The 20,076-nt window shown below is 44.6% G+C and carries 18 protein-coding genes; 13 read left to right on the top strand and 5 right to left on the bottom strand.

Translation table 11 applies throughout. The annotated features are described in order from the left end of the window. Positions 1-19: 19 nt before the first annotated feature. Positions 20-712: an AlkZ-related protein gene (locus MHH89_RS07635; RefSeq protein ID WP_076190238.1), complete on the top strand. Its 693-nt coding sequence runs from the start codon at positions 20-22 to the stop codon at positions 710-712. A gap of 73 nt (positions 713-785) precedes the next feature. Here the strand turns inward: MHH89_RS07635 and MHH89_RS07630 are convergent, their stop codons facing one another. The 3 genes from MHH89_RS07630 to MHH89_RS07620 form a co-directional block, all read right to left on the bottom strand. Further along, positions 786-968, bottom strand: a complete 183-nt coding sequence (locus MHH89_RS07630) for a hypothetical protein (RefSeq protein WP_076126661.1) — start codon at positions 966-968, stop codon at positions 786-788. Positions 969-1,195: 227 nt separating this feature from the next. Next, positions 1,196-2,425, bottom strand: a complete 1,230-nt coding sequence (locus MHH89_RS07625) for an aminopeptidase (protein ID WP_341086756.1) — start codon at positions 2,423-2,425, stop codon at positions 1,196-1,198. Between the two features lie 44 nt (positions 2,426-2,469). Then, the gene (locus tag MHH89_RS07620) at positions 2,470-3,702 is read right to left on the bottom strand and encodes an aminopeptidase (RefSeq protein WP_076281757.1); all 1,233 of its coding nucleotides are present in this window, start codon (positions 3,700-3,702) and stop codon (positions 2,470-2,472) included. A gap of 178 nt (positions 3,703-3,880) precedes the next feature. Between MHH89_RS07620 and MHH89_RS07615 the strand changes: the two genes are divergently transcribed. Further along, entirely contained in the window at positions 3,881-4,159 is a 279-nt protein-coding gene (locus tag MHH89_RS07615) for a hypothetical protein (protein WP_076126655.1), read from the top strand. 54 nt (positions 4,160-4,213) lie between these two features. On the opposite strand, the gene MHH89_RS07610 is transcribed toward MHH89_RS07615, so the two are convergent. Then, positions 4,214-5,530 (bottom strand): TrkH family potassium uptake protein, encoded by a 1,317-nt coding sequence (locus MHH89_RS07610; RefSeq protein ID WP_076184980.1) that lies wholly within the window; start codon positions 5,528-5,530, stop codon positions 4,214-4,216. 191 nt (positions 5,531-5,721) lie between these two features. On the opposite strand from MHH89_RS07610, the gene MHH89_RS07605 reads away from it, so the two are divergent. Genes MHH89_RS07605 through MHH89_RS07595 form a run of 3 tightly spaced genes read left to right on the top strand, consistent with a single transcriptional unit; the run spans position 5,722 to position 7,057 of the window. Beyond that, positions 5,722-6,075 carry a VOC family protein gene (locus tag MHH89_RS07605; RefSeq protein ID WP_036677380.1) on the top strand — a complete coding sequence of 118 codons (354 nt, stop codon included), beginning with the start codon at positions 5,722-5,724 and terminating at the stop codon, positions 6,073-6,075. 25 nt (positions 6,076-6,100) lie between these two features. Further along, entirely contained in the window at positions 6,101-6,529 is a 429-nt protein-coding gene (locus MHH89_RS07600) for a GNAT family N-acetyltransferase (protein WP_076184843.1), read from the top strand. A gap of 24 nt (positions 6,530-6,553) precedes the next feature. Further along, complete coding sequence (locus MHH89_RS07595; protein ID WP_341086755.1) at positions 6,554-7,057, top strand: GNAT family N-acetyltransferase; 504 nt, start codon at positions 6,554-6,556, stop codon at positions 7,055-7,057. Between the two features lie 80 nt (positions 7,058-7,137). On the opposite strand, the gene MHH89_RS07590 is transcribed toward MHH89_RS07595, so the two are convergent. Beyond that, positions 7,138-8,448: a hemolysin family protein gene (locus tag MHH89_RS07590; RefSeq protein WP_076126650.1), complete on the bottom strand. Its 1,311-nt coding sequence runs from the start codon at positions 8,446-8,448 to the stop codon at positions 7,138-7,140. A gap of 114 nt (positions 8,449-8,562) precedes the next feature. Here MHH89_RS07590 and MHH89_RS07585 point away from each other — a divergent pair, with 114 nt between their 5' ends. The 8 genes from MHH89_RS07585 to MHH89_RS07550 all read left to right on the top strand — a co-directional run bounded on the left by MHH89_RS07585 (position 8,563) and on the right by MHH89_RS07550 (position 20,061). Next, positions 8,563-9,330 carry a DUF1836 domain-containing protein gene (locus MHH89_RS07585; protein ID WP_036676915.1) on the top strand — a complete coding sequence of 256 codons (768 nt, stop codon included), beginning with the start codon at positions 8,563-8,565 and terminating at the stop codon, positions 9,328-9,330. A 90-nt stretch (positions 9,331-9,420) separates the two neighbouring features. Then, a complete protein-coding gene (locus MHH89_RS07580; protein ID WP_036677382.1) occupies positions 9,421-10,623 on the top strand; it encodes an MFS transporter in 1,203 nt (400 codons plus the stop codon). A 184-nt stretch (positions 10,624-10,807) separates the two neighbouring features. Continuing rightward, a complete protein-coding gene (locus MHH89_RS07575; RefSeq protein WP_341086754.1) occupies positions 10,808-12,364 on the top strand; it encodes a TerB N-terminal domain-containing protein in 1,557 nt (518 codons plus the stop codon). A 15-nt stretch (positions 12,365-12,379) separates the two neighbouring features. Further along, positions 12,380-13,699: an ATP-binding protein gene (locus MHH89_RS07570; RefSeq protein WP_076126647.1), complete on the top strand. Its 1,320-nt coding sequence runs from the start codon at positions 12,380-12,382 to the stop codon at positions 13,697-13,699. Next, the gene (locus tag MHH89_RS07565; protein WP_076126645.1) at positions 13,696-15,894 is read left to right on the top strand and encodes a DEAD/DEAH box helicase; all 2,199 of its coding nucleotides are present in this window, start codon (positions 13,696-13,698) and stop codon (positions 15,892-15,894) included. The genes MHH89_RS07570 and MHH89_RS07565 overlap by 4 nt, the downstream gene beginning before the upstream one ends. Before the next feature lie 172 nt (positions 15,895-16,066). After that, positions 16,067-17,737, top strand: a complete 1,671-nt coding sequence (locus MHH89_RS07560; RefSeq protein WP_076126801.1) for a spore germination protein — start codon at positions 16,067-16,069, stop codon at positions 17,735-17,737. 37 nt (positions 17,738-17,774) lie between these two features. After that, the gene (locus tag MHH89_RS07555; protein WP_076218056.1) at positions 17,775-18,878 is read left to right on the top strand and encodes a GerAB/ArcD/ProY family transporter; all 1,104 of its coding nucleotides are present in this window, start codon (positions 17,775-17,777) and stop codon (positions 18,876-18,878) included. After that, complete coding sequence (locus tag MHH89_RS07550; RefSeq protein ID WP_341086752.1) at positions 18,871-20,061, top strand: Ger(x)C family spore germination protein; 1,191 nt, start codon at positions 18,871-18,873, stop codon at positions 20,059-20,061. Before MHH89_RS07555 ends, MHH89_RS07550 begins: the two co-directional genes overlap by 8 nt. The last annotated feature ends 15 nt before the right edge of the window (positions 20,062-20,076 follow it).

Raw genomic sequence — 20,076 nt, 5'->3', positions numbered from 1 at the left:
TCTAGGAGATGATGAACAAATGGGTCAGGAATACGAACAAGGTAGTGTCACCACTTATGGGGAAACAGCAGAGATTATTGCGAAATTGGGGATTTTACCGCTTGCTGCGCTGATTCCCGGGCACCCGTCTTTAAACGGCTTAACTAAGCCCGAGAATTGGCATACTGGAACAGATTTAGATCCGTGGTCATGGCGTGCGCAGTTTCCAGGTGAGGGTCTTGCAGGATACGGAAAGTTTATTAAGAAAAAGGCTATTTTGGTCTCAAGGGAGTGGTTTCCGGCATTTGTAGCAGCAGTAGGCAGTACCAAATCTATTGAAGAGCGGTATAAGGATGGGTTGGCTAGTAAAGAAGCTGTGACCTTACTGCAGATTGTTCGTGAACATGAAGGCATTGATACACGTAAACTTCGGGCAGAGGCTGATATGAAGGCAAAAGAAAAGAAAACAGCCTTCGATAACGCGGTTACTGAGCTTCAAGGATCGTTAGATATGGTGATCTCAGGCATCAAGCAACGCCTGAATGATGAAGGTGAAGTAAATGGCTGGAGCAGCACCTCGTTCGAGACGGTCAGTCACTGGATGTCAGATAACGGTCTATCCGCTTTTGAAGGGGATAGAGAAGAGGCCAGAGCTTGGATACAAACGAAGATGAACGGGGTATGGTCGCCAACAGCAATAGCTTGGACAAACAAAGCATTCTCATGGAATTAATAAAACGGTTAATCACTGCTCCATAGAGAGTGATTAACCGTAAGCGTTTTCCAATAAAATTTTATCCATCACATTAAGGTTCCAACATAGGCGCCAAGTAAGCAATCAGGAAATACAAGAATCCAAAAAGCAGCATAACATAGGCAGTGTATTTAATAGCATTAGATGCAACAATTCTTGAATCTACCGGTGGTTGAATTTCTAGCTGTTCTTCTTCGAGGCTGTCAACTTCTTTGGATACTGGGTCTCTCAACATGATAATCCCCTCCTTGGAAATTCAATCCTTAACTGTATTGTGACATATTTGTGAACGGAAATCAACAATAGTGTGAACAAATATTGAACTTTTATTCAAATTTGGGCATTTTACCACCTGAAATGTTGCTGTTAAAACAAAAACAACCCGCTTACTCTCTAATTAGAGAGCTAAGCGGGTTGTTTGAAGTTGGTTCTATCTAGGATCTAACGGGTGTTGTTTAAGCCTTAAGCCCAATCCCCATTACGGAAGATAGGTACTGTTGTTCCATCATCGTTAATTCCGTCAATATTCATTTCAGGTGAGCCCATCATAAAGTCAACATGGGTATGGCTTTGATTCATTCCTTTTTCCAACAGCTGTTCTTTAGTCATCGTAATTCCTTCTTGAATTGTGAAGGCATAAGCTGCACCTAAAGCCAAATGACAGGAGGCATTCTCATCATACAATGTAGTGTAATAAAGAATACCGCTCTCAGAAATCGGAGAGTGGAAAGGCACCAAAGCAACTTCACCAAGATAGGAAGAGCCTTCATCCAGTGCGATTAGTGATGCCAAAGTTTCTGCGCCTTCTTCAGCAGTAAAATCAATCACTTTACCGTTCTCAAAGGTCAGCGTGAAGTTATTGATTAGATTGCCGCCGTAGCTAAGTGGCTTAGTGCTGCTCACTTTACCATTAATACCAGACTTCAGAGGGGCAGTAAACACTTCTTCCGTAGGAATATTGGCTAAGAAAGGGACGCCCTTACCGTTCACAGCTCCAGCCTGACACCAGATGTGTCCTTCCGGCAACTCAATAGTTAAATCTGTACCAGGTGCTGTATAGTGCAGCTTGCGAAACTTACTTTCATTCAAGGAAGCGCAACGAGTTTTGAGTCCATCTAAATGGCGGCTCCATGCTTCAATAGGATCTTCCTGATCCGCACGTGTGGCTTTAAAGATGGCGTCCCATAATAGTTCAACCTGCTGCTCTGATGGAGCGTCAGGGAACACTTTTGCCGCCCAAGAGGCTGATGGGAAGGCAAGGCCGCTCCAGCTCGCATGATTCCCCATTAAGTACTCACGATAAGGTGCTAGGGTCTGCCCAGAGATACGTTGATTATCGGCAATTCTTCCAGGTTCAACGCCTTTTAAAAGATCTGGGTCAGCGGAGATAATGGTTAGAAATGCGGCTCCCTTTTTAGCAAGATCCTCTAATTCATCGGCTTGCCACTGCGGCGGCTCCAGGAAGGAATCAGATGGAGCAAGATCATAACGTGTACGTAATACAACTTCATCACTATAATTCACCTTTACAAGTCTTGCGCCGGCTTCATAGGCTTTACGAACCACAAGTCGCACAAACTCTGCGGATACAATATCTGCATTCACAACGAGTGTCTGACCCGGTTGAATATTAACGCCAATCTTCACGGCCAGCAATGCGTAATTCTCCAGCTTTTGCTTGAAATCCAACATAGTTTCTATTCCTCCCAATATCCTGTATCTCTTGTGTGCTTAAATTAGAACGCCCAGTTTCCATTCAGGAAGACAGGTTCTTCAGTTCCATCAGCAGTTATCCCGTAAATGTTCATCTCAGCTGACCCGATCATGAAATCTACATGGGTTACACTATTGTTGAGGCCATGCTCAATTAACTGCTCTGGATTCATGTCTTTACCGCCTTCTAAACAGAAGGCATAAGCCATACCTATAGCAAGGTGATTAGAAGCATTTTCGTCAAACAATGTGTTGTAATAAAGAATGTTGGATTCAGAAATAGGGGATTTATGAGGAACCAAGGCAACCTCCCCTAAGTATTTCGCTCCTTCATCCATGCTAATGAGGTGCTCTAGCGCTTCTTGACCTTGCTCAGCAGTAACACTTATAATACGGCCGTTCTCAAAGCTAATAGAGAAGTCATCGATGATGTTGCCGCCATGACTAAGTGGCTTTGTGCTTCTTACAGTGCCATTAACACCAGTCTTTAGTGGTGCAGTGAAGACTTCTTCGGTAGGCATATTGGCTACAAAAGAATGACCTTTTGCATTAATGCTGTCTCCTTGTGCCCAGATATGGCCTTCAGGAAGCTCGATGCTAAGGTCAGTGCCAGGTGCTATGTAATGCAGCTTTTTATATTTTTTTGCATTGAGTACATTCGCTTTTTGCTCCAAGGTGTCAAGATGCTCCTGCCATGCAGCTACTGGATCTTCACGGTCAAGACGCACGGTGTGGAAAATGGCTTCCCAGAGTTTATCTACACGTTCTTCGGCTGGAACCTCAGGGAATACTTTATCCGCCCAAGCTTGACAAGGAACAGCTACAATACTCCAGCTCACTTTGTCGGACATTTGCATTTCACGATATTTGGTGAGGGCAGCTCCTCGTACTTTTTGAAAATTGGAGATACGTACTGGATCAATACCTTTAAGTGCATCAGGATCTTCAGCGATCACGTTAAGGATAGCCGCACCTTTTTCGGCGAATTCAGTCATTTCACCTGCGTACCAAGTAGGAGGCTGAGTGAATACCTCTGGTGCAGCGTGTTCAAACTGTTGGCGTGTAATGCTTGCATCACTCCAGTTCACCTTAACTAAACTTGCTCCGATAGCATATGCCTTAGCGGTAATTAGACGTACGAAATCAGCGGCAAGAATCGGTGCATTCACCACTAGAATTTGCCCGGGTTGAACATTAACACCTATTTGTACAGCTAAATCTGCATATTTACTAAGCTTAGCCTGAAAATCAGTCATTGTAATTTCCTCCATTTACTAATAGTTTAGTACTTTACAAGCATTGTACTAAATTATTAACCGCCGGATGAAAAAAGTCAATTACGTGGAATTTACAGTGCAAAGAGAAGGAATTACATTCATTTCAATGATATACTGAAAGGGTAGCTGATTTGATGATAGGAAGGAAGATAAGTGGATGAATTTAGAGATCGTAAGTGCTGAAATGAGCCGTAAAGAAGATAAAAGTTATGTAGGGAGGACTGTATTCACTCTCGAAAATCATAAGGCTCCATATGAAATTACTTTCTTCAGTACAAGAGGAACGGAATGGGATTACAGTCTAAGCTTTGCGGGTGAGCCTGGGAGCGAGGAACAGTTCTTAGAAACGGATGCATTGCTGGAGAATAACGATGATGTGTACAATCAGTTGCTGGATGCTGCACTTGATCAACAAGAAATCGTGGAAGAACAATAATATTACTGATATGACGCCAGCGGCATTATCTGGTAGCCGCTGGCCATATCATGATTATCCAATCGTTATCTTACCTTCTGGGTAACGGTACAGTTCTTTACTACCTTTTGGTTTCAAAGCATAAGCAAGTGTAAGTGGTCCGGTCCGGCCCATAAACATCAGGATAATCACTAGAACCTTTCCTGCCGTAGTCAGTTCCGGAGTAAGGCCCATAGATAAGCCTGAGGTTCCAAAAGCAGATACTGCTTCAAAAAGTACAGTTAGAAATTCAGCGCTCTCGGTTAAGGATAATAACATCGTAGCGATGACAAGCAGCATAAGAGACATTAATGTAATAGTAAGGGCTCTATATACATTTTCTTTAGCGATCCGGTGGCGGAACATTACAATATCTTCTTTCCCCCGTAATCGCGCAGCTACTGCAGTAACCAGTACGGCGAATGTAGTGATCTTGATTCCTCCACCCGTCGACCCAGGTGCAGCTCCGATAAACATCAATAGAATCATTAGAAATTGTGTGGATTGCCGTAAAAGTGGAACTTCAATGGTGGTGACACCACCAGATCGCGGAGTTACCGCTTGTAAAAAGGTCGCCCAAAACTTTCCGCTTGCACTCAAGGGCTTCAGCGTAGAATTAAACTCCAGTAAAAAAAACAGCCCCGCACCAATAACAATCAATATAAGAGAAGTCCAAAGAACAACCTTTGAATGAAGAGTGAGTCTTCTGCGTTTAGGAAAGTCCATAAGATCAGACAGAACGATAAAACCAATCCCTCCAAGAAATATGAGACTCATTGAGGTGAAGTTAACAATGGGATCATTTACAAAACGAGTAAGTCCGCTAAACGGCCCATGAATATCACCGAAGAGATCAAAGCCTGCATTATTAAAGATAGATATACTGTGAAAAATCCCATAATATGCTGCTTTCCCAAAGGGCATATCCATCATAAACCTTCCAGCAAACAACACGGCCCCCGACAGCTGAATAACAAGAGAATAGATCAGGACTCTACGGATTAAGAGTACAATTCCCTGCATCGAATTTTGGTTCATGGATTCTTGCAAAAGGATTCGCTCTTTCAAGGATATCCGTTTATTAAGGACCAAGGTAATCAAAGTAGCCATCGTTACAAAGCCTAATCCTCCGATTTGAAATAAAATGAGTAGAACAACTTGTCCGAAGGTAGTTAGCTGAGTTCCCGTATCAATGACCGCAAGGCCTGTTACACAAGTGGCTGAAGTCGCCATAAACAAGGCATCGATAAAGGATATTTGTCCGGATGTTGAGGAGACCGGGAGACTAAGCAGAAAAGTCCCGGCAGTGATAAGGATTAAGAATCCTAGTGATAAAACTTTGGGTGGGGTCATTTTAAAACCACCGAAGTTCAGGTTAGCCAATGTAATTCTCCTGACGTACGTGATATTGGAGTAATGCTCACAGAATTATAACACAACTTACCAGCCCTTCCCTAAATGGAGGGAGGTAATTGACATATTTTATCGAATTATTCTAGAATAACACCCTATCCGTCAACTTAAAAGAGGAGGCTTTCTTAATGATGATAAGTCCGATTCTGAATCAGATTGGTGCTGTTTTTATTCCGGTAAAGGATATTGAGAAATCAAAACAATGGTATTGCCAATTGCTTGGACTCCCATTAGATGGAGAGGTATTATTCGGTCATTTATATGTAGTCCCTATGCAGGGACCGGGCATCGTTTTGGACAGTAAGATTTACACCGCTGAATCTGTTCTAAACATCCCTTCGTTTCATCTTAACACCGAGGATATTGATGCTGCTTATGATTATGTAAAGGCCAACGGAGGAGAGATTCTCACGGATATTGAGCATGATCATTGGTTTAATTTTAAAGATCCCGATGGAAATGTGATCATGGTCTGTCGTTGTTAATCGTTGTATAGAAGGGAGTAGACGAATGATAAGAGAAGCAGTGCCCGAAGACGCTACCTTCATTGAAGAACTTTATCGGATTTTGCTGCCTGAGCATCCAGCTATTCATGTATCTCCTGAGCGGCTGAAGCAGATAGCAGATCATCCGGAGAGTTTTCTATATGTGTGCGAAGAACAAGAAACAATTGTCGGGTCGTTACATCTTCATTTTTGTATGGATGCTTTGTGTGACGATAGGCCCTTTGCTGTCATAGAAAGAGTCATTGTGGCTGAAAAAGTACGAGGAAAAGGGTATGGCGCAATGCTAATGAGACATGCCGAGAATGTAGCAATCTCCAAGGGAGCCCTTAAGATTATGTTATCAAGTGCTGCAAAGAGAGAAGAAGCGCATCGTTTCTACGAAATTCTTGGTTATGATAGCAGCTCCAGTAAGGTATTCAAGAAGTATTTATAGTTATTTACGATTGGAAGTGATGATATGATGGTTACACTTAGAGAACTGGTGCCGGAGGATGCAGGTGAACTGCTTCGACTTCAGCATCAGTTAGACCAAGAGTCCAAATTTATGTTATTGGAACCGGATGAAAGACAAGCTAGTCTTTGTCAGGTCAAAGAAATGCTCGAAAGCTTTCTGGCAGCAGAAACTTCAATTCTTATAGGGGCAGAGGTTGACGATCATTTGGCAGGTTACTTGTCTGTTAGAGGTGGAAGTGTTAGACGCAATAGACATAGCGCGTACATAGTGATTGGGATTCAGAAACAATATCAGGGGAATGGGATTGGGGCTGGCCTGTTCCGGGAGATGGACATCTGGGCTATGAACAATGGGATTGTTCGTCTTGAGTTATCCGTCATGACCCATAATCAAGCTGCTTTGGGGCTATATACCAAGAGCGGGTTTGAAATCGAAGGGACGAAGCGGAAATCCCTTATTGTCGATGGTAAGTGGGTGGATGAGTATTATATGAGCAAAATTCTCTAAAAAGAAAAAAGGATAGAGTGTCAGATTTAATCTGATGACCCTATCCTTTTTTTTATGAATAAAGGTTATGATTTCGTAATTTATGATGATTCAGTGTTGCTTGATTGTTCGATAACAACTTCAACCTTGCGGACACGGTATCTGTTCATCTCGCGGATGGTCAATGTTACATGGTCACGAACAATACTTTTGCCAATGGCTGGATCTGCGATATGACTGTATACCCAGCCTCCAACTGTGGTCACTTCTTCATCTTCGAAATCAAGCCCTGTAAGATCCTTGACCTCTAACAGAGATACCTTACCATCGAACAGATAGTTAGTATCGCTTATTTTTTCGACTTCTCTGCGTTCATCACCGTCAAACTCGTCACGGATTTCACCAACGATTTCTTCCAAAATATCTTCAATCGTGATGAGACCGGATGTTCCACCATATTCATCAAGCAGCAAGGCAATATGCACACGCTCCAACTGCATACGAGTTAGAAGATTCTTGACCGGTGTCACCTCAGATACTGTCAGTACGGGTTGAATTAAGCTATGAAAATCAAAATCAGGATTGTTATCATACTGCAAATAGAGCTGTTTCGTGTTGATCATTCCGATAATATTATCCTTGCTGCCTTGTGCCACAGGGAAACGAGTATATTGCTCCTTGCGGATAATTTCGAAATTTTCTTTCAACGAATGATTGGTGAAAAGACATACCATATCGGTTCGCGGAACCATGATTTCTTTGGCGAGCATCTCATCAAAAGTAAAGATTCGGTTAACATAGCCATATTCGGCTTTATTGATTTTCCCGCTTTCGTAACTCTCGGACAGGATCAAACGAATCTCATCTTCACTATGCGCGTCTCCATGCTCACTAGCTGGTTTCATCCCAAAAAGACGAACAAGCATATTAGCGGAACCGTTCATGAACCAAATGAGAGGGTACAAAATTCTGTAGAACCAAATAATCAGCGGTGAAGTAATTTGACCGATTTTTTCCGGAATGTTTATAGCTGCCGTCTTCGGAGCAAGTTCTCCGACAACGACGTGCAAGAATGTTGCAATGATGAATGCGAGTAAAAACGCAAGAGGGTGACTCACACTAGAACTGATATTGGCCCAGTCGAAAATAGGAAGCAATAACTGTTCGAATGCAGGCTCTGCCAGTGCACCAATACCCAGCGCAGTGATGGTAATCCCGAGCTGACAAGCGGATAAATAGCCATCGAGATTAGCGGATACCTTCTGTACTGCCAAGGCATTCTTCTTTCCGTCAAGCACCATTTGACTGATCTGGCTACCTCTAAGTCTCACCAATGCAAATTCTGTTGCTACAAAAAAAGCGGTTAAAATAATCAAAATAACCACCAACGTCAAACTAAGTCCTATACCCATATAATCTTTACCATCCCTTTCGTTCCTAAAATAGGTTATACTCATTATTATGAGTTCTTATGAACTATTCTACGAACTTTTCAGTAAAATATCAAATGGTGGAGGGAAACAGATATGGAATCATTTGCATTGACTCGTGTGGAGATGTCCAGTCTACTGCTCTCATTGACCGGATTGTCAGACCGGAAACCGCTGAATATCCTCCAAGAGGCATGGGCAAAGTTTCACCGTGAAGAATTACAAAAGGGGACTTCGTTGCCCGCTTTTTTATCAACCAATGTTCCACCCATATTACAAAAGATCATTAAAGGCGGCCATGTAAAAGGCTTTTCACTTGGTGAAATTGCTTCATTGGGCCATCTTATAGAGTATTCCACATTGACCGTCACAGCTATGCAAAATTGGGTCAAGCGCGACTTCAAGGAATATCTCGGTTCGCCTAAAGAAGGAAAGAAATATTCGGTTAATCAGGCGGCGCTTTTGTTTATTATCGATGATCTCAAATCTGCTCTTAACTTTGAAAGTATCCGCCAACTGTTCCAGCTAATGTTCCTAAAGCCGGATCGCGATGATGATGATCTAATTGAACCGGCCAAGCTGTATTACGCCTATGCAGGGCTTTTTGAGGAGATCAAAAGCAATCCATCGATTCAGACGCAATGTAAAGTAGATCAAGTGTTGCACAAGGAGTTCTCTTGGAAAGAAGATACCTCGTTAAAAAGCTCTATAGATCGTGTAATTAACCGGCTGACACATTTGTCGAGAGCGCAGAGAGAATCCGTTCGTAATATGCTGCTTATCGCCACAATTTCTGTGCAGACCTGTTATTTTCAATCGCTGGCTAGGCAATACTTTAATGCTGCTTTATTTCTTGATTTTTGAGCACTTCAATTTTAAAATGTATAAGTGAAACAATCAAAAGTAAGTTTATTGGTTAACAGGTTGAAATAAGGGGGCTTCGAAGTGAATCAAATGACACTGCTGCGGAATCCGAAACAAAGGAAATTACTCTTCAGCGCTGGCTTGAGCTGGATGTTCGATGCGATGGACGTCGGAATGATTTCTTTTGTTGTAGCAGCTTTAGCTAAGGATTGGAATCTGGGACCGGAGCAGATCGGTATATTGACTAGTATTAATTCCGTCGGTATGGCAGTAGGTGCTGCAGCGGCAGGGATATTAGCAGACCGCTTTGGCCGTAAACCGGTATTGCTGTGGACACTCCTTATTTTCTCGGCGGCAAGCGGATTATCTGCATTTGCAACAGGCTTTGCGATCCTCTGTGTGCTTCGTTTTATTGCTGGGTTTGGTCTTGGCGGAGAGCTGCCTGTCGCTTCTACCTTGGTCTCAGAGAGCATGCCTGCTCAGGAGAGAGGCCGTGCGGTTGTGCTTTTGGAGAGCTTTTGGGCAGTCGGTTGGATTGCTTCGGCATTAATCGCGTTCTTCATTATCCCTGATTATGGCTGGCGTATAGCTTTCGGAATTGGGGCTGTACCTGCACTCTACGCTTTATATCTAAGACGGGCGATTGATGATTCACCGAAATTTGCTGAGATTAAAAAGGCACCCGTTTCCTTAAAGAAACGAATCGCTACCGTATGGTCGCCAGAATATCGCCGTTCTACAATTATGTTGTGGATTTTATGGTTTACGGTGGTGTTCTCGTATTATGGCATGTTTCTATGGCTGCCTACAGTTATGGTACTTAAAGGCTTCAGCTTGGTCAAAAGTTTCGAGTATGTGCTTATTATGACGCTCGCTCAGTTGCCTGGATATTTTACTGCCGCTTACTTTATTGAAAAGTTCGGACGCAAATTTGTCCTAGTCATCTATATGCTGTTCACTGCGGTTAGCGCTGCATGGTTCGGAAATGCGACTACTGAAGGCATGCTGATGGCTGCCGGAATTTGTTTATCCTTCTTCAATCTTGGCGCTTGGGGTGGCATGTATGCTTATACGCCAGAGCTGTACCCAACGGCTATTCGTTCCACAGGCGCTGGTTTAGCAACTTCCTTTGGCCGGATTGGGGGCATTATCGCACCATTGCTGGTAGGGGTTCTAGTAGGTAAATCTATGGCGATTGGCTCGATCTTTATGCTATTTTTTGTAACGATTATTATCGGTGCATTAGCGGTATTGTTTCTTGGCAAAGAAACAAAGGGAACCGAGCTTCTCTAAAGTGTGATTCTGCATTACATACTTGATGTTAATCTATCAACAATGCTAAAATATCAAGAAGAAACGATGTTGTCGTCCTTATGGATGACCACTATTCACGTAAGAACAAAACGGTTCCTTCACAGTTGTGAACAGGACCGTTTTTTTACATTAATCCTTATTTATAAGGACGGAGCGATCGCACATGAGTAATGATAGGAAGCAACCGCATTTCACAGAATTAGTCTGGGAAAGTACGGAACAAAATGTACCGATTCCGCCGCGAAATTCCCCTGAACCTGCGCTGCCTAAGTCATCTTCTAAGAATAATGGCAAAACAAATTCAACCCCTGAACCTTCATTACAGCTGCAGCTTTGGGATACAGAGATGGAAACGCCGGAGCCTGTGACTACCACCGAAGGGCAGTTCGTAACAAGAGCGAAGGAATTAGTTGAAAGAACTGAGGACTCAGCGCTTTTTGTTCCTTTTAAGAGTTACTGGCCTACATATGGCCATATGACAGGCACGCAAAGCAGATGGTATTTTTATTGGCGGAATGAAGTTAGACAAGGCAGATATCTGAAAACAGATCTTTCTTATATTTTTCTGCATATATATGAGCTTATTAATGGCGTGGGGTGGACTGACCCTAATGATGGCTATAGGCAGCTAAATCTGATCTGGGAAGCTTACCGGGAAAGTTATAAACGTTTGGATCAATATCTTGGCGGCTGGATCGCGGACTTCTCTTTTGTACATCATTTGGATGTCCCGCTTTCTATCATTGTGGCTCGTTCACGTGGTCTTGCTGGGGATCTGGCGGAGCTTGAATTAATGAGAGGACTGACGACTGCTCCTGAGCAGCTAACCTTCGCAGTATTAACGGCAATGTCGGACTATGATATTAGTAAATCCAAGTTCTACATCGGAGAAGGCAATGAGGCTCTTGAACAATACATTCCGCAGGTCGTGGCGTTAATTAATGCTTATGTCACCCGGAAACACGGCTCCAATCTAGTTGAAATGTTTCCGCCTGGACCAGCGGTGATGCGGGAGCGTTATTTATTCCGAAGTGCCGTATATGATATTTCATTATATGGCTATTCTGTTCTTATACCGGTTGTACGTATTAGTAAATCTCCACCACTTCGCAGTCTGATTACAAGGTTATTTCGTCTGACTGAGAATAAACTCCGGGAACTGATGGGCTACCGCGGACGACTTAAAGGTATTAATGTAGAGGCCGATATGGATGATTTGATCACTCGTTTTCTAAAGCGTGAGTATCTTAAAGAGACGCAGGAAGACAAAGGGCCGACAGTCGTCATAGATCCGGAGAAGCTAGAACGCCTGCAAAGTGATTCTGAAATTGTACGGACGATGCTTACGGTTGAGAATATGGACGAGCAAGATTACGAGGCTAGCGAGCTCGAAGCAACTATCGGTGAAATCGATCCAATACAAGATAGTAAGGAAGAATTGTTGCCTGTAGAGGTGATTGAAGAAGCTCAAGCGGTTAGCATAGGATCGGAGGCAGAACAGTTTGCCAATGCTTTAAGTCCACTACAACGGGAAGCACTGCTTGCTCTTTTGGATGAGGATGGAAGTCAAGCTTTACTGAAGCTGGCTGCTGCTAATGGCACGATGTCAGAGCTTCTAATTGATGAGATTAATGAAATCGCAATGGACATTCTTGGTGATCTGATCATTGAGGGGGAAGACATTGTTGAGGAATATATCTCTATGCTGCGCAATATTTAATGAGGTGAACTTTGGATGAGTGAATTAAAAATACCTAAACGAATGACAACTGCGCTAGTCAATTCGTTGACGGCTGGTGTTGTTCCGCGTATCGGACTAGAGCACATAGCCGTTGGCCGTCGGCCGGAGATTGAAGCCATATTAAGAGATATGGAGAACATTGCAGAGGGTGGAGCAGCTTTTAAGCTGATTACAGGCAAATTCGGCAGCGGTAAAAGCTTTCTGCTTCAGATGATCCGTAATTACGCGATGGATCGGGATTTTGTAGTAGCAGATGCTGACCTGTCCCCTGAGCGTAGGTTAGTAGGAACTAAAGGACAAGGCCTAGCGACTTACCGGGAGCTAATGAGCCATTTATCGACCCGCACACGTCCAGATGGTGGAGCATTGGAGATCATCCTGCAGAAATGGATTATTACGCTACAGCAGTCCGTGATGCAGGAGAAGGAATATGGGCCTGATCACCCTCAGCTTGGTGAAGAAGTAGAGAAGCGAATTTACGCTGTAGCCTCTGAAATGCGTGGTTTGGTGCATGGTTTTGATTTTGCCAAAGTGCTCGCCTCTTATTGGAATGCACACAAGCTGGCCGATGATGACCAGAAACAGGATTCGCTTCGCTGGTTGCGTGGAGAATTTGCAACTCGGACAGAAGCCCGCAAAGCGCTTGGAGTTGGCGTGATTATTGATGATGATAATTGGTATGACTATATGAAGCTTTGGGCGGAATTTACTGCGGCTATTGGCTATAAAGGTCTGCTGCTGTTTATTGATGAAGGTGTCAATCTTTATAAAATTACGAACAGTATTTCCCGTCAGAGCAACTATGAAAAGCTGCTTACCATGTTCAATGATACGATGCAGGGGAAGGCAGAGAACTTAGGGATTTTTATAGGGGGAACTCCGCAATTTGTGGAAGATGGACGGCGTGGTTTATTTAGTTATGAGGCACTGCGATCGCGATTGGTTGCTGGCCGGTACGGGGCGGCGGGTCTGAACAATTATACTGGACCTATCATTGCACTGGACATGTTATCACACGAGGAAATTCTTGTACTGCTGCAAAAGCTTAAAGAGATTCACGCCCTACATTATGGTTATGAAGCACGTTTATCACAGGAACAATTGGTTCATTTTATGGAGGAAGCGGTTGGAAGATTAGGGGCTGAGGAACTCTTGACTCCACGGGAGGTAGTACGTGATTTCATGGATCTGCTGCATACGCTCCACCAGCATCCGGAGATTACTTTTGAACAGCTAGTGGGCGAAAAAACGGCTAAGCCAGCTGAGACTGAGCAAAATGAACTGGATGGGTTTCTGGCGGAGTTTGAATTATGAGCGATAATCCGTTCTATAGGCTGGCTCCCTTCATTAAAGAGTTTATTTATAAGAACCGCTGGGAGACTTTGCGTGAGGCACAGGTGGATGCCTGCCGGGTGCTTTTTGATACCCCGCATCATCTGCTGATTGCCTCAGGTACCGCTTCAGGTAAGACAGAGGCAGCTTTTTTTCCTGCGCTTACTGAGCTGTATGAACGTCCTTCCGGTTCGGTTGGCATTTTGTATATCGCCCCTCTGAAAGCTTTGATCAACGATCAATTTACACGTTTGAATGATTTGCTTCGTGAAGGCAATATTCCGGTGTGGCACTGGCATGGAGATGTACCTCAAGCCGATAAAACAAAACTGGTGCAGAATCCTTCAGGCGTGCTGCAAATCACCCCGGAATCGCTTGAAGGATTGTTGATGAACCGCCCGAATGCTATACCAGCGTTGTTCCATGATCTACGTTTTATTGTCATTGACGAGGTGCATGCCTTTATGGGAGCTGACCGGGGGATCCAGGTGTTAAGCCAGCTGGCGAGAATCTCACGAATGGCGGGATGTCATCCTCGCAGAATCGGTCTATCAGCTACGCTGAGTGACTACGCTTCTGTCACAGAGTGGCTGGCGGCGGGCACGCGGGAGAGCGTTGAAGTGTCCGCTCCACAAGGCGGGCGTAAGCTCCGTTTAAGTGTGGAGCATTTCTCTTTCCCGGATGCACGGGATGAGGTGCAGGCGGAGCATTTAGAACGTGCGAAGCAGTCTTATTACGATTTTATTTATGATCATACGCATCTGAAGAAGGCGTTGATCTTCACCAACAGCCGTTCAGATGCGGAGACGGCGACCCTAGAGATGCGGAGAACGGCCGCGAAGCGTGGTGAACGGGATGTATTTCACGTTCACCATGGCAGCATCTCCGCGATGCTGCGTGAAGAGACGGAAGCCGCGCTGCGGCAAGGCACCGGACCGGCTGTTGCCGCAGCGACGTTGACGCTGGAGCTGGGTATTGATCTGGGCGAGCTGGAGCGAGTGCTACAGGTCGGCGCTCCCTATAGCTGCGCAAGCTTTGTGCAGCGGTTAGGCCGCTCGGGCAGGCGTGGAGACGCTGCATCCGAGATGATCTTTGTCACGCCCGAGGAAGAGGACGAGGAAGCTCAGCTTCCGGCGCGGATGCCGTGGACACTGCTTCGAGCGATAGCGGTAATTGAGCTATATGTGCGCGAGAAATGGGTGGAACCCCTGGTCGTGCGTCAGCTGCCAGTTGGACTGCTGTACCATCAGACGATGAGCATTTTGAAAAGTATGGGTGAGGCCGAACCGGATGATTTAAAAGAAGCGGTTCTGAGTTTGCCTTCGTTTAAAACCATAGATCCTACTGATTATGATATTTTCATGACCTATATGTTAGGCATGGGACAAATTGAGAAGATGGACGAAGGCAGCTTGATCATCGGGATGGCGGGAGAGAAGATCGTGAATAACTTCCGCTTCTACGCGGTCTTCAAAGATGATGAAGAGCATGTGGTCTATAACGGGACTGAGGAAATCGGATCGATCACAACGGTTCCACCACCAGGCTACTGTTTTACTCTGGCAGGTAAGCTTTGGAAGGTAGAAGAGGTGGATAATCGCCATAAAGCCGTTTATGTGAAAACCTCACGCGGCAAAGTAGATACGTTGTGGCTTGGTGCGGGTGGGGATGTACATACACGCATCATGAACAAGATCCGTGAAATCTTAGGAGCCACTTCATTGTATCCGTATTTAGCTCCGAGTGCGGCTGCGCGTCTTGAACGAGCCCGTCGTTTAGCGAAGGAAAGCGGAATGCTTGTGCGGTCCGTTATGCCGGCGGGTGGAGATTCCATGTTCATTCTGCCCTGGGCCGGTAGTCGGCAATTCCGTACGCTGGAGCGCCTTCTGAAGAACAACCTGAAGAGCCCTCTGGGACTGCGTTCTATCGTTCCCATGGAACCTTATTATATGGTCGTTGCGGGTAAAACAGATGCAGAAACGCTGGAAGCAGAGATCATTGCCGAAAGTATGGCTGCCACAGATCCATTATCATTGTTATCCCCAGATGAAGCACCCTATCTCGGAAAATACGATGAGTTCATACCGCATGAGCTGCTGCGCAAAGCTTTTTCCTTGGATGGATTAGATGTCCCGGGTTTGATTGAGGTTTTAAAGCAGTGGCAGCAACCTAATTAACCTTAAGCAGTACCTGTTGAAAATACTCTAAATTGCAGACGTCCGCTTATGCGGGCGTTTTGTTATGTCCGGACCAATGCTGATATATGAACTTTCCTTAAGTTTCAAATGTTGCATAAGAATAGGGTGGAAGGAGAATAGTACTAACAGATTCCTATAGAGGATGATTGCGATGTGGCCTAAAATAGTCTCTTATATTCCGGACTGGACAATTTTTATGCAGGCGGCGATTACGCTGCTCTTTCCCGTAGGGATTTTTTATCTTTACAGGCATTTGTATTTTTATGTTGGAAGCGGACGCTCCAAGGAAACAGAGGCCAAATCACAGGATGCGGAACTGAAGAAGAATGACAATCGGGAAGTAAATCCGCAGCCTCCTGTGTCTACTGCTTTTACCCAGGACTATGATGCCGATCTGACAGCGATAAAAACGGCATTGGGGGAGAACAGTGATGTACATTTTCGTGAATTCTCAGTTAAAGGTATACAGGCACGTGCCGCATTGGTCTATGTAGAGGGGATGCAGCACGAGGAGCTAATCAATCAGCAGGTGCTGCAGAATCTGATGTATGCCGGCGAAACGCAGGCTTCAGAAGGAATATACAACTACTTGAAACAGAATATGCTCCCCTTAGCTCAGCTTAGTGAAGCCAAGGATTTAGACCAACTGCAGGAGTTTGTCCTATTCGGATACACTGCGCTGATTGTCGAAGGCATGCGTGAGATGTTGCTGGTGGGTTCTCCGCATGGATCCGTGCGCGCGATTACTGAGCCAACCTCGGAGGCTTTACTGCGTGGGCCTCGGATTGGCTTTACCGAGGTGCTTAGTGAGAATACCTCTATGCTGCGGCGCCAAGGGCTTAATAAGAATCTGGAAATGAAAATGGTTGAAGTAGGCAGCGAAATCAAGAAGAACCTGGTTATCGCTTATATGAAAAACATTGTAAATCCTGATCTGCTCCAGGAAGTGAAGGAACGTATCTCCAAAATTGATATGGACTTTATTCTGGAATCCGGCTATGTGGAACAGTTGATCGAGGATGATTATTTAAGCCCGTTTCAGCAGACACAGAATACGGAAAGACCCGATCGGGTAATTGCTTCCTTGTTAGAGGGAAGAGTCGCGATTTTGCTGGATGGCACACCGTTTGCACTCGTTGTTCCAGTGACGTTCAGTATGCTTTTGCAGTCTCCTGAGGATTATTATGAGCGCTGGATTCCGGGTACACTTTTGCGGATACTCCGGTTTTGCGCATCATTTCTGGCTCTGTTGGCTCCGGCGCTGTATATTTCCTTTATCTCTTTTCATCCGGGACTGATTCCTACACAACTGGCGATCTCCATTATCGAAACACGCCAAGGTGTACCCTTTCCTGCATTAATTGAAGTGTTGATTCTGGAAATTTCCATTGAAATCTTGCGTGAAGCTGGAATTCGGCTGCCGAAGCCCATAGGTCCGGCAATGGGGATTGTCGGAGGTCTAATCATTGGAGATGCCGCGGTACAGGCTGGTATTGTGAGTCCGTTTCTGGTAATTGTTGTAGCCGTGACAGCGATCTCTTCGTTTTCCATACCGATGTACAGTGCGGGAATTACTCTCCGGATCTTACGATTCGCAGGCATGTTATTTGCGGCGGTCCTGGGCATGTTCGGAACCATCCTTTTCTTCCTGCTTATTTGCAGCCATCTGACTCGGCTTTCAAGCTTTGGAGTTCCTTACGTCACCCCTATTTCCCCTTTCCGCTTAAGTGACTGGAAGGATTTGTTCGTTCGTGCACCGTTATCGATCATGAAGCGAAGACCGGAGATGCTGAAGACCCAGAAGAAAAAACGCAGGTCCTAGAGAATGTATTCTTAGCAGGAGCAGAGGGGAGACCACAGTGTTTAAACGAACTGATGACAAGATCACAACCTCGCAGGCTTCTATAATCTTGACCAATTCAATGCTAGGTGCGGGAATTTTGACTTTGCCCAGAAATGTTGTTAAGGCTGTGCAGACTCCCGATGCCTGGATTTCAGTAGTGCTGGGAGGTATCGTCGTATCTTTGGTCATATTGGTTATGGTGAAGCTTAGCCAGCAATTTCCAGGGAAGACTGTCTTTCAGTATTCTAAAAGAATTGTTGGGAATCTTCCAGGCAGTGTAATGAGTACAATATTGATTCTTTACTTTATTGTGATTGCGGGTTTCGAAATCCGCGTTCTGGCGGAAGTAACATTGTTCTTTCTTCTGGAAGGAACTCCGATCTGGGCAATTGTAATGCCGTTCATCTGGGTGGGCACTTATTTGGTCTATGGTGGGATTAATTCCATGGCCCGCGTGTTTCAGATTGTATTTCCGATCAGTATTTTTATCCTGATTATTTGTTATATCTTAAGTGCCAGAATATTTGATATCCAGCATTTACGCCCTTTTCTGAGTGAAGGGCTGATGCCGGTGATCCGAGGCATGAAGTCGAGCATCCTGATCTTTACCGGTTGTGAGGTTGTGATGACAATGACGGCCTTTATGGAACATCCGCAGCAAGCGGTCAAAGGAATGATGGTCGGTTTAAGTATCCCGCTGGTACTGTATCTGGTTACTGTTGTGATGGTTATCGGCGGCCTATCCATCAATTCTGTAATCACCAGCACCTGGCCTACGATAGATTTGGTAAGGAGCTTTGAAATATCAGGGTTCTTTTTTGAACGATTTGAATTTCCGTTGCTCGTCATTTGGCTGATGCAGATGTTCTGTAATTTTTGCAGCTTTTTCTTTAATGCGTCACTTGGCATCTCTCAGGTATTCCACCTAAAGATCCATCCGGTTATGTTCGCTTTAATGCCCATCATCTTCATCTGTACGATGATCCCTCAGCGCATCAATGATGTCTTTAGTCTTGGTGATGCGATTGGCTATATGGGTGTGCTGATCTTTATAATGCTGCCACTGTTATTGTCGATTGTATTAATCATTAGGAAGAAAGGACTCAAGCAGAATGTTTAGACAGCGGGTTATTCGCCTACTATTGGTATTCGTGATTCTACTTACGCAGTCTGGCTGCTGGAGCAGTAAGGAGATTGAAGACTTGAGTGTTTATACGGGATTGGCGCTTGACAAGGGGGAGCCGAAAGGAGTCGAACGGGAGTTTGAGGAACTCGGAGGAAGCTATTTTAAGAAAAATAAATTGACGGCTACGGTACAAATTGTGCCTGAAAAAATACTCGGAAACACTGGCAAAGATGGCGCAACACCCAAAACTCATTATCACAATATTTCTGAGACAGGGGATTCTCTGCTTGAGATATTCCGCCAAATCTCAATACGTAAGAACCGTCCGATTATAGGTCATCACCTCAAGGTTGTTGTCATATCTGAGAAACTGGTGCAACAGGAGAAGATCAGACGGCTAATGGACTTTTTACTGCGAGATAATGATATCCGCCCTAGCTGTCTTATATTTCTTAGCCAAGGGCCTGCATCCGACACACTTAACACGACCTCCGAGGAAATTCCTTCTTTTCGTCTGGCAGACATGATTCATAACCACTTCAGAACCAGTAAAGTTATGAAGGGCATAACGTTGTCTAATCTAGATGCACTTATGTACTCCAGGCAAAGCTTTGTTTTACAAAACATCGTGGAGGCACAGGGTGAGGTGGAATTTTCCGGAGCAGGTATTATCAAGGGAGACACAGGACAGTGGATTGGCAATATTGATCAACAGGATGTGGAGAGTATTGCCTGGATCAAAGGGGACATAAAAGGTGGGAGTATTAAAGCCTATAATCAGTTGAATGAAGCGATTACTTATGAAATTAAATCAGTTAAGAGCAAGATTACGCTGAAGGAGACTGCGGATGAGAAGTTCTCTATTCATGTAGCCATTGAGTCTGATGGACGTCTTATTGAGAATTGGGATGATAATGAGCATTCCGCGGAAGTTGCCTATTTCAAAGAATTGGAGAAGATATTCGAGGAAAGATTAACCGAAAAAATCAATGCTCTTATTCACAAAATGCATTCCACCTATAAAGTAGATGTGGCAGGGTTCGGAAATTGGTTTAGCATAGAAAAACCGCAGGTTTGGAAAAAGATCAAGGATCATTGGGACGAGGAATTTATTCGGATGCCATTGACCTTTGATGTTAAGCTTAAAATCACCGATTTTGGTTCCACGACTGAATGAAGGGTTCACTTGATA

The sequence above is a fragment of the Paenibacillus sp. FSL H7-0323 genome, from assembly GCF_038002725.1.
Classification (GTDB): Bacteria; Bacillota; Bacilli; order Paenibacillales; family Paenibacillaceae; genus Paenibacillus_AQ; species Paenibacillus_AQ odorifer.
This window is presented reverse-complemented; position numbering and strand designations above follow the sequence as displayed.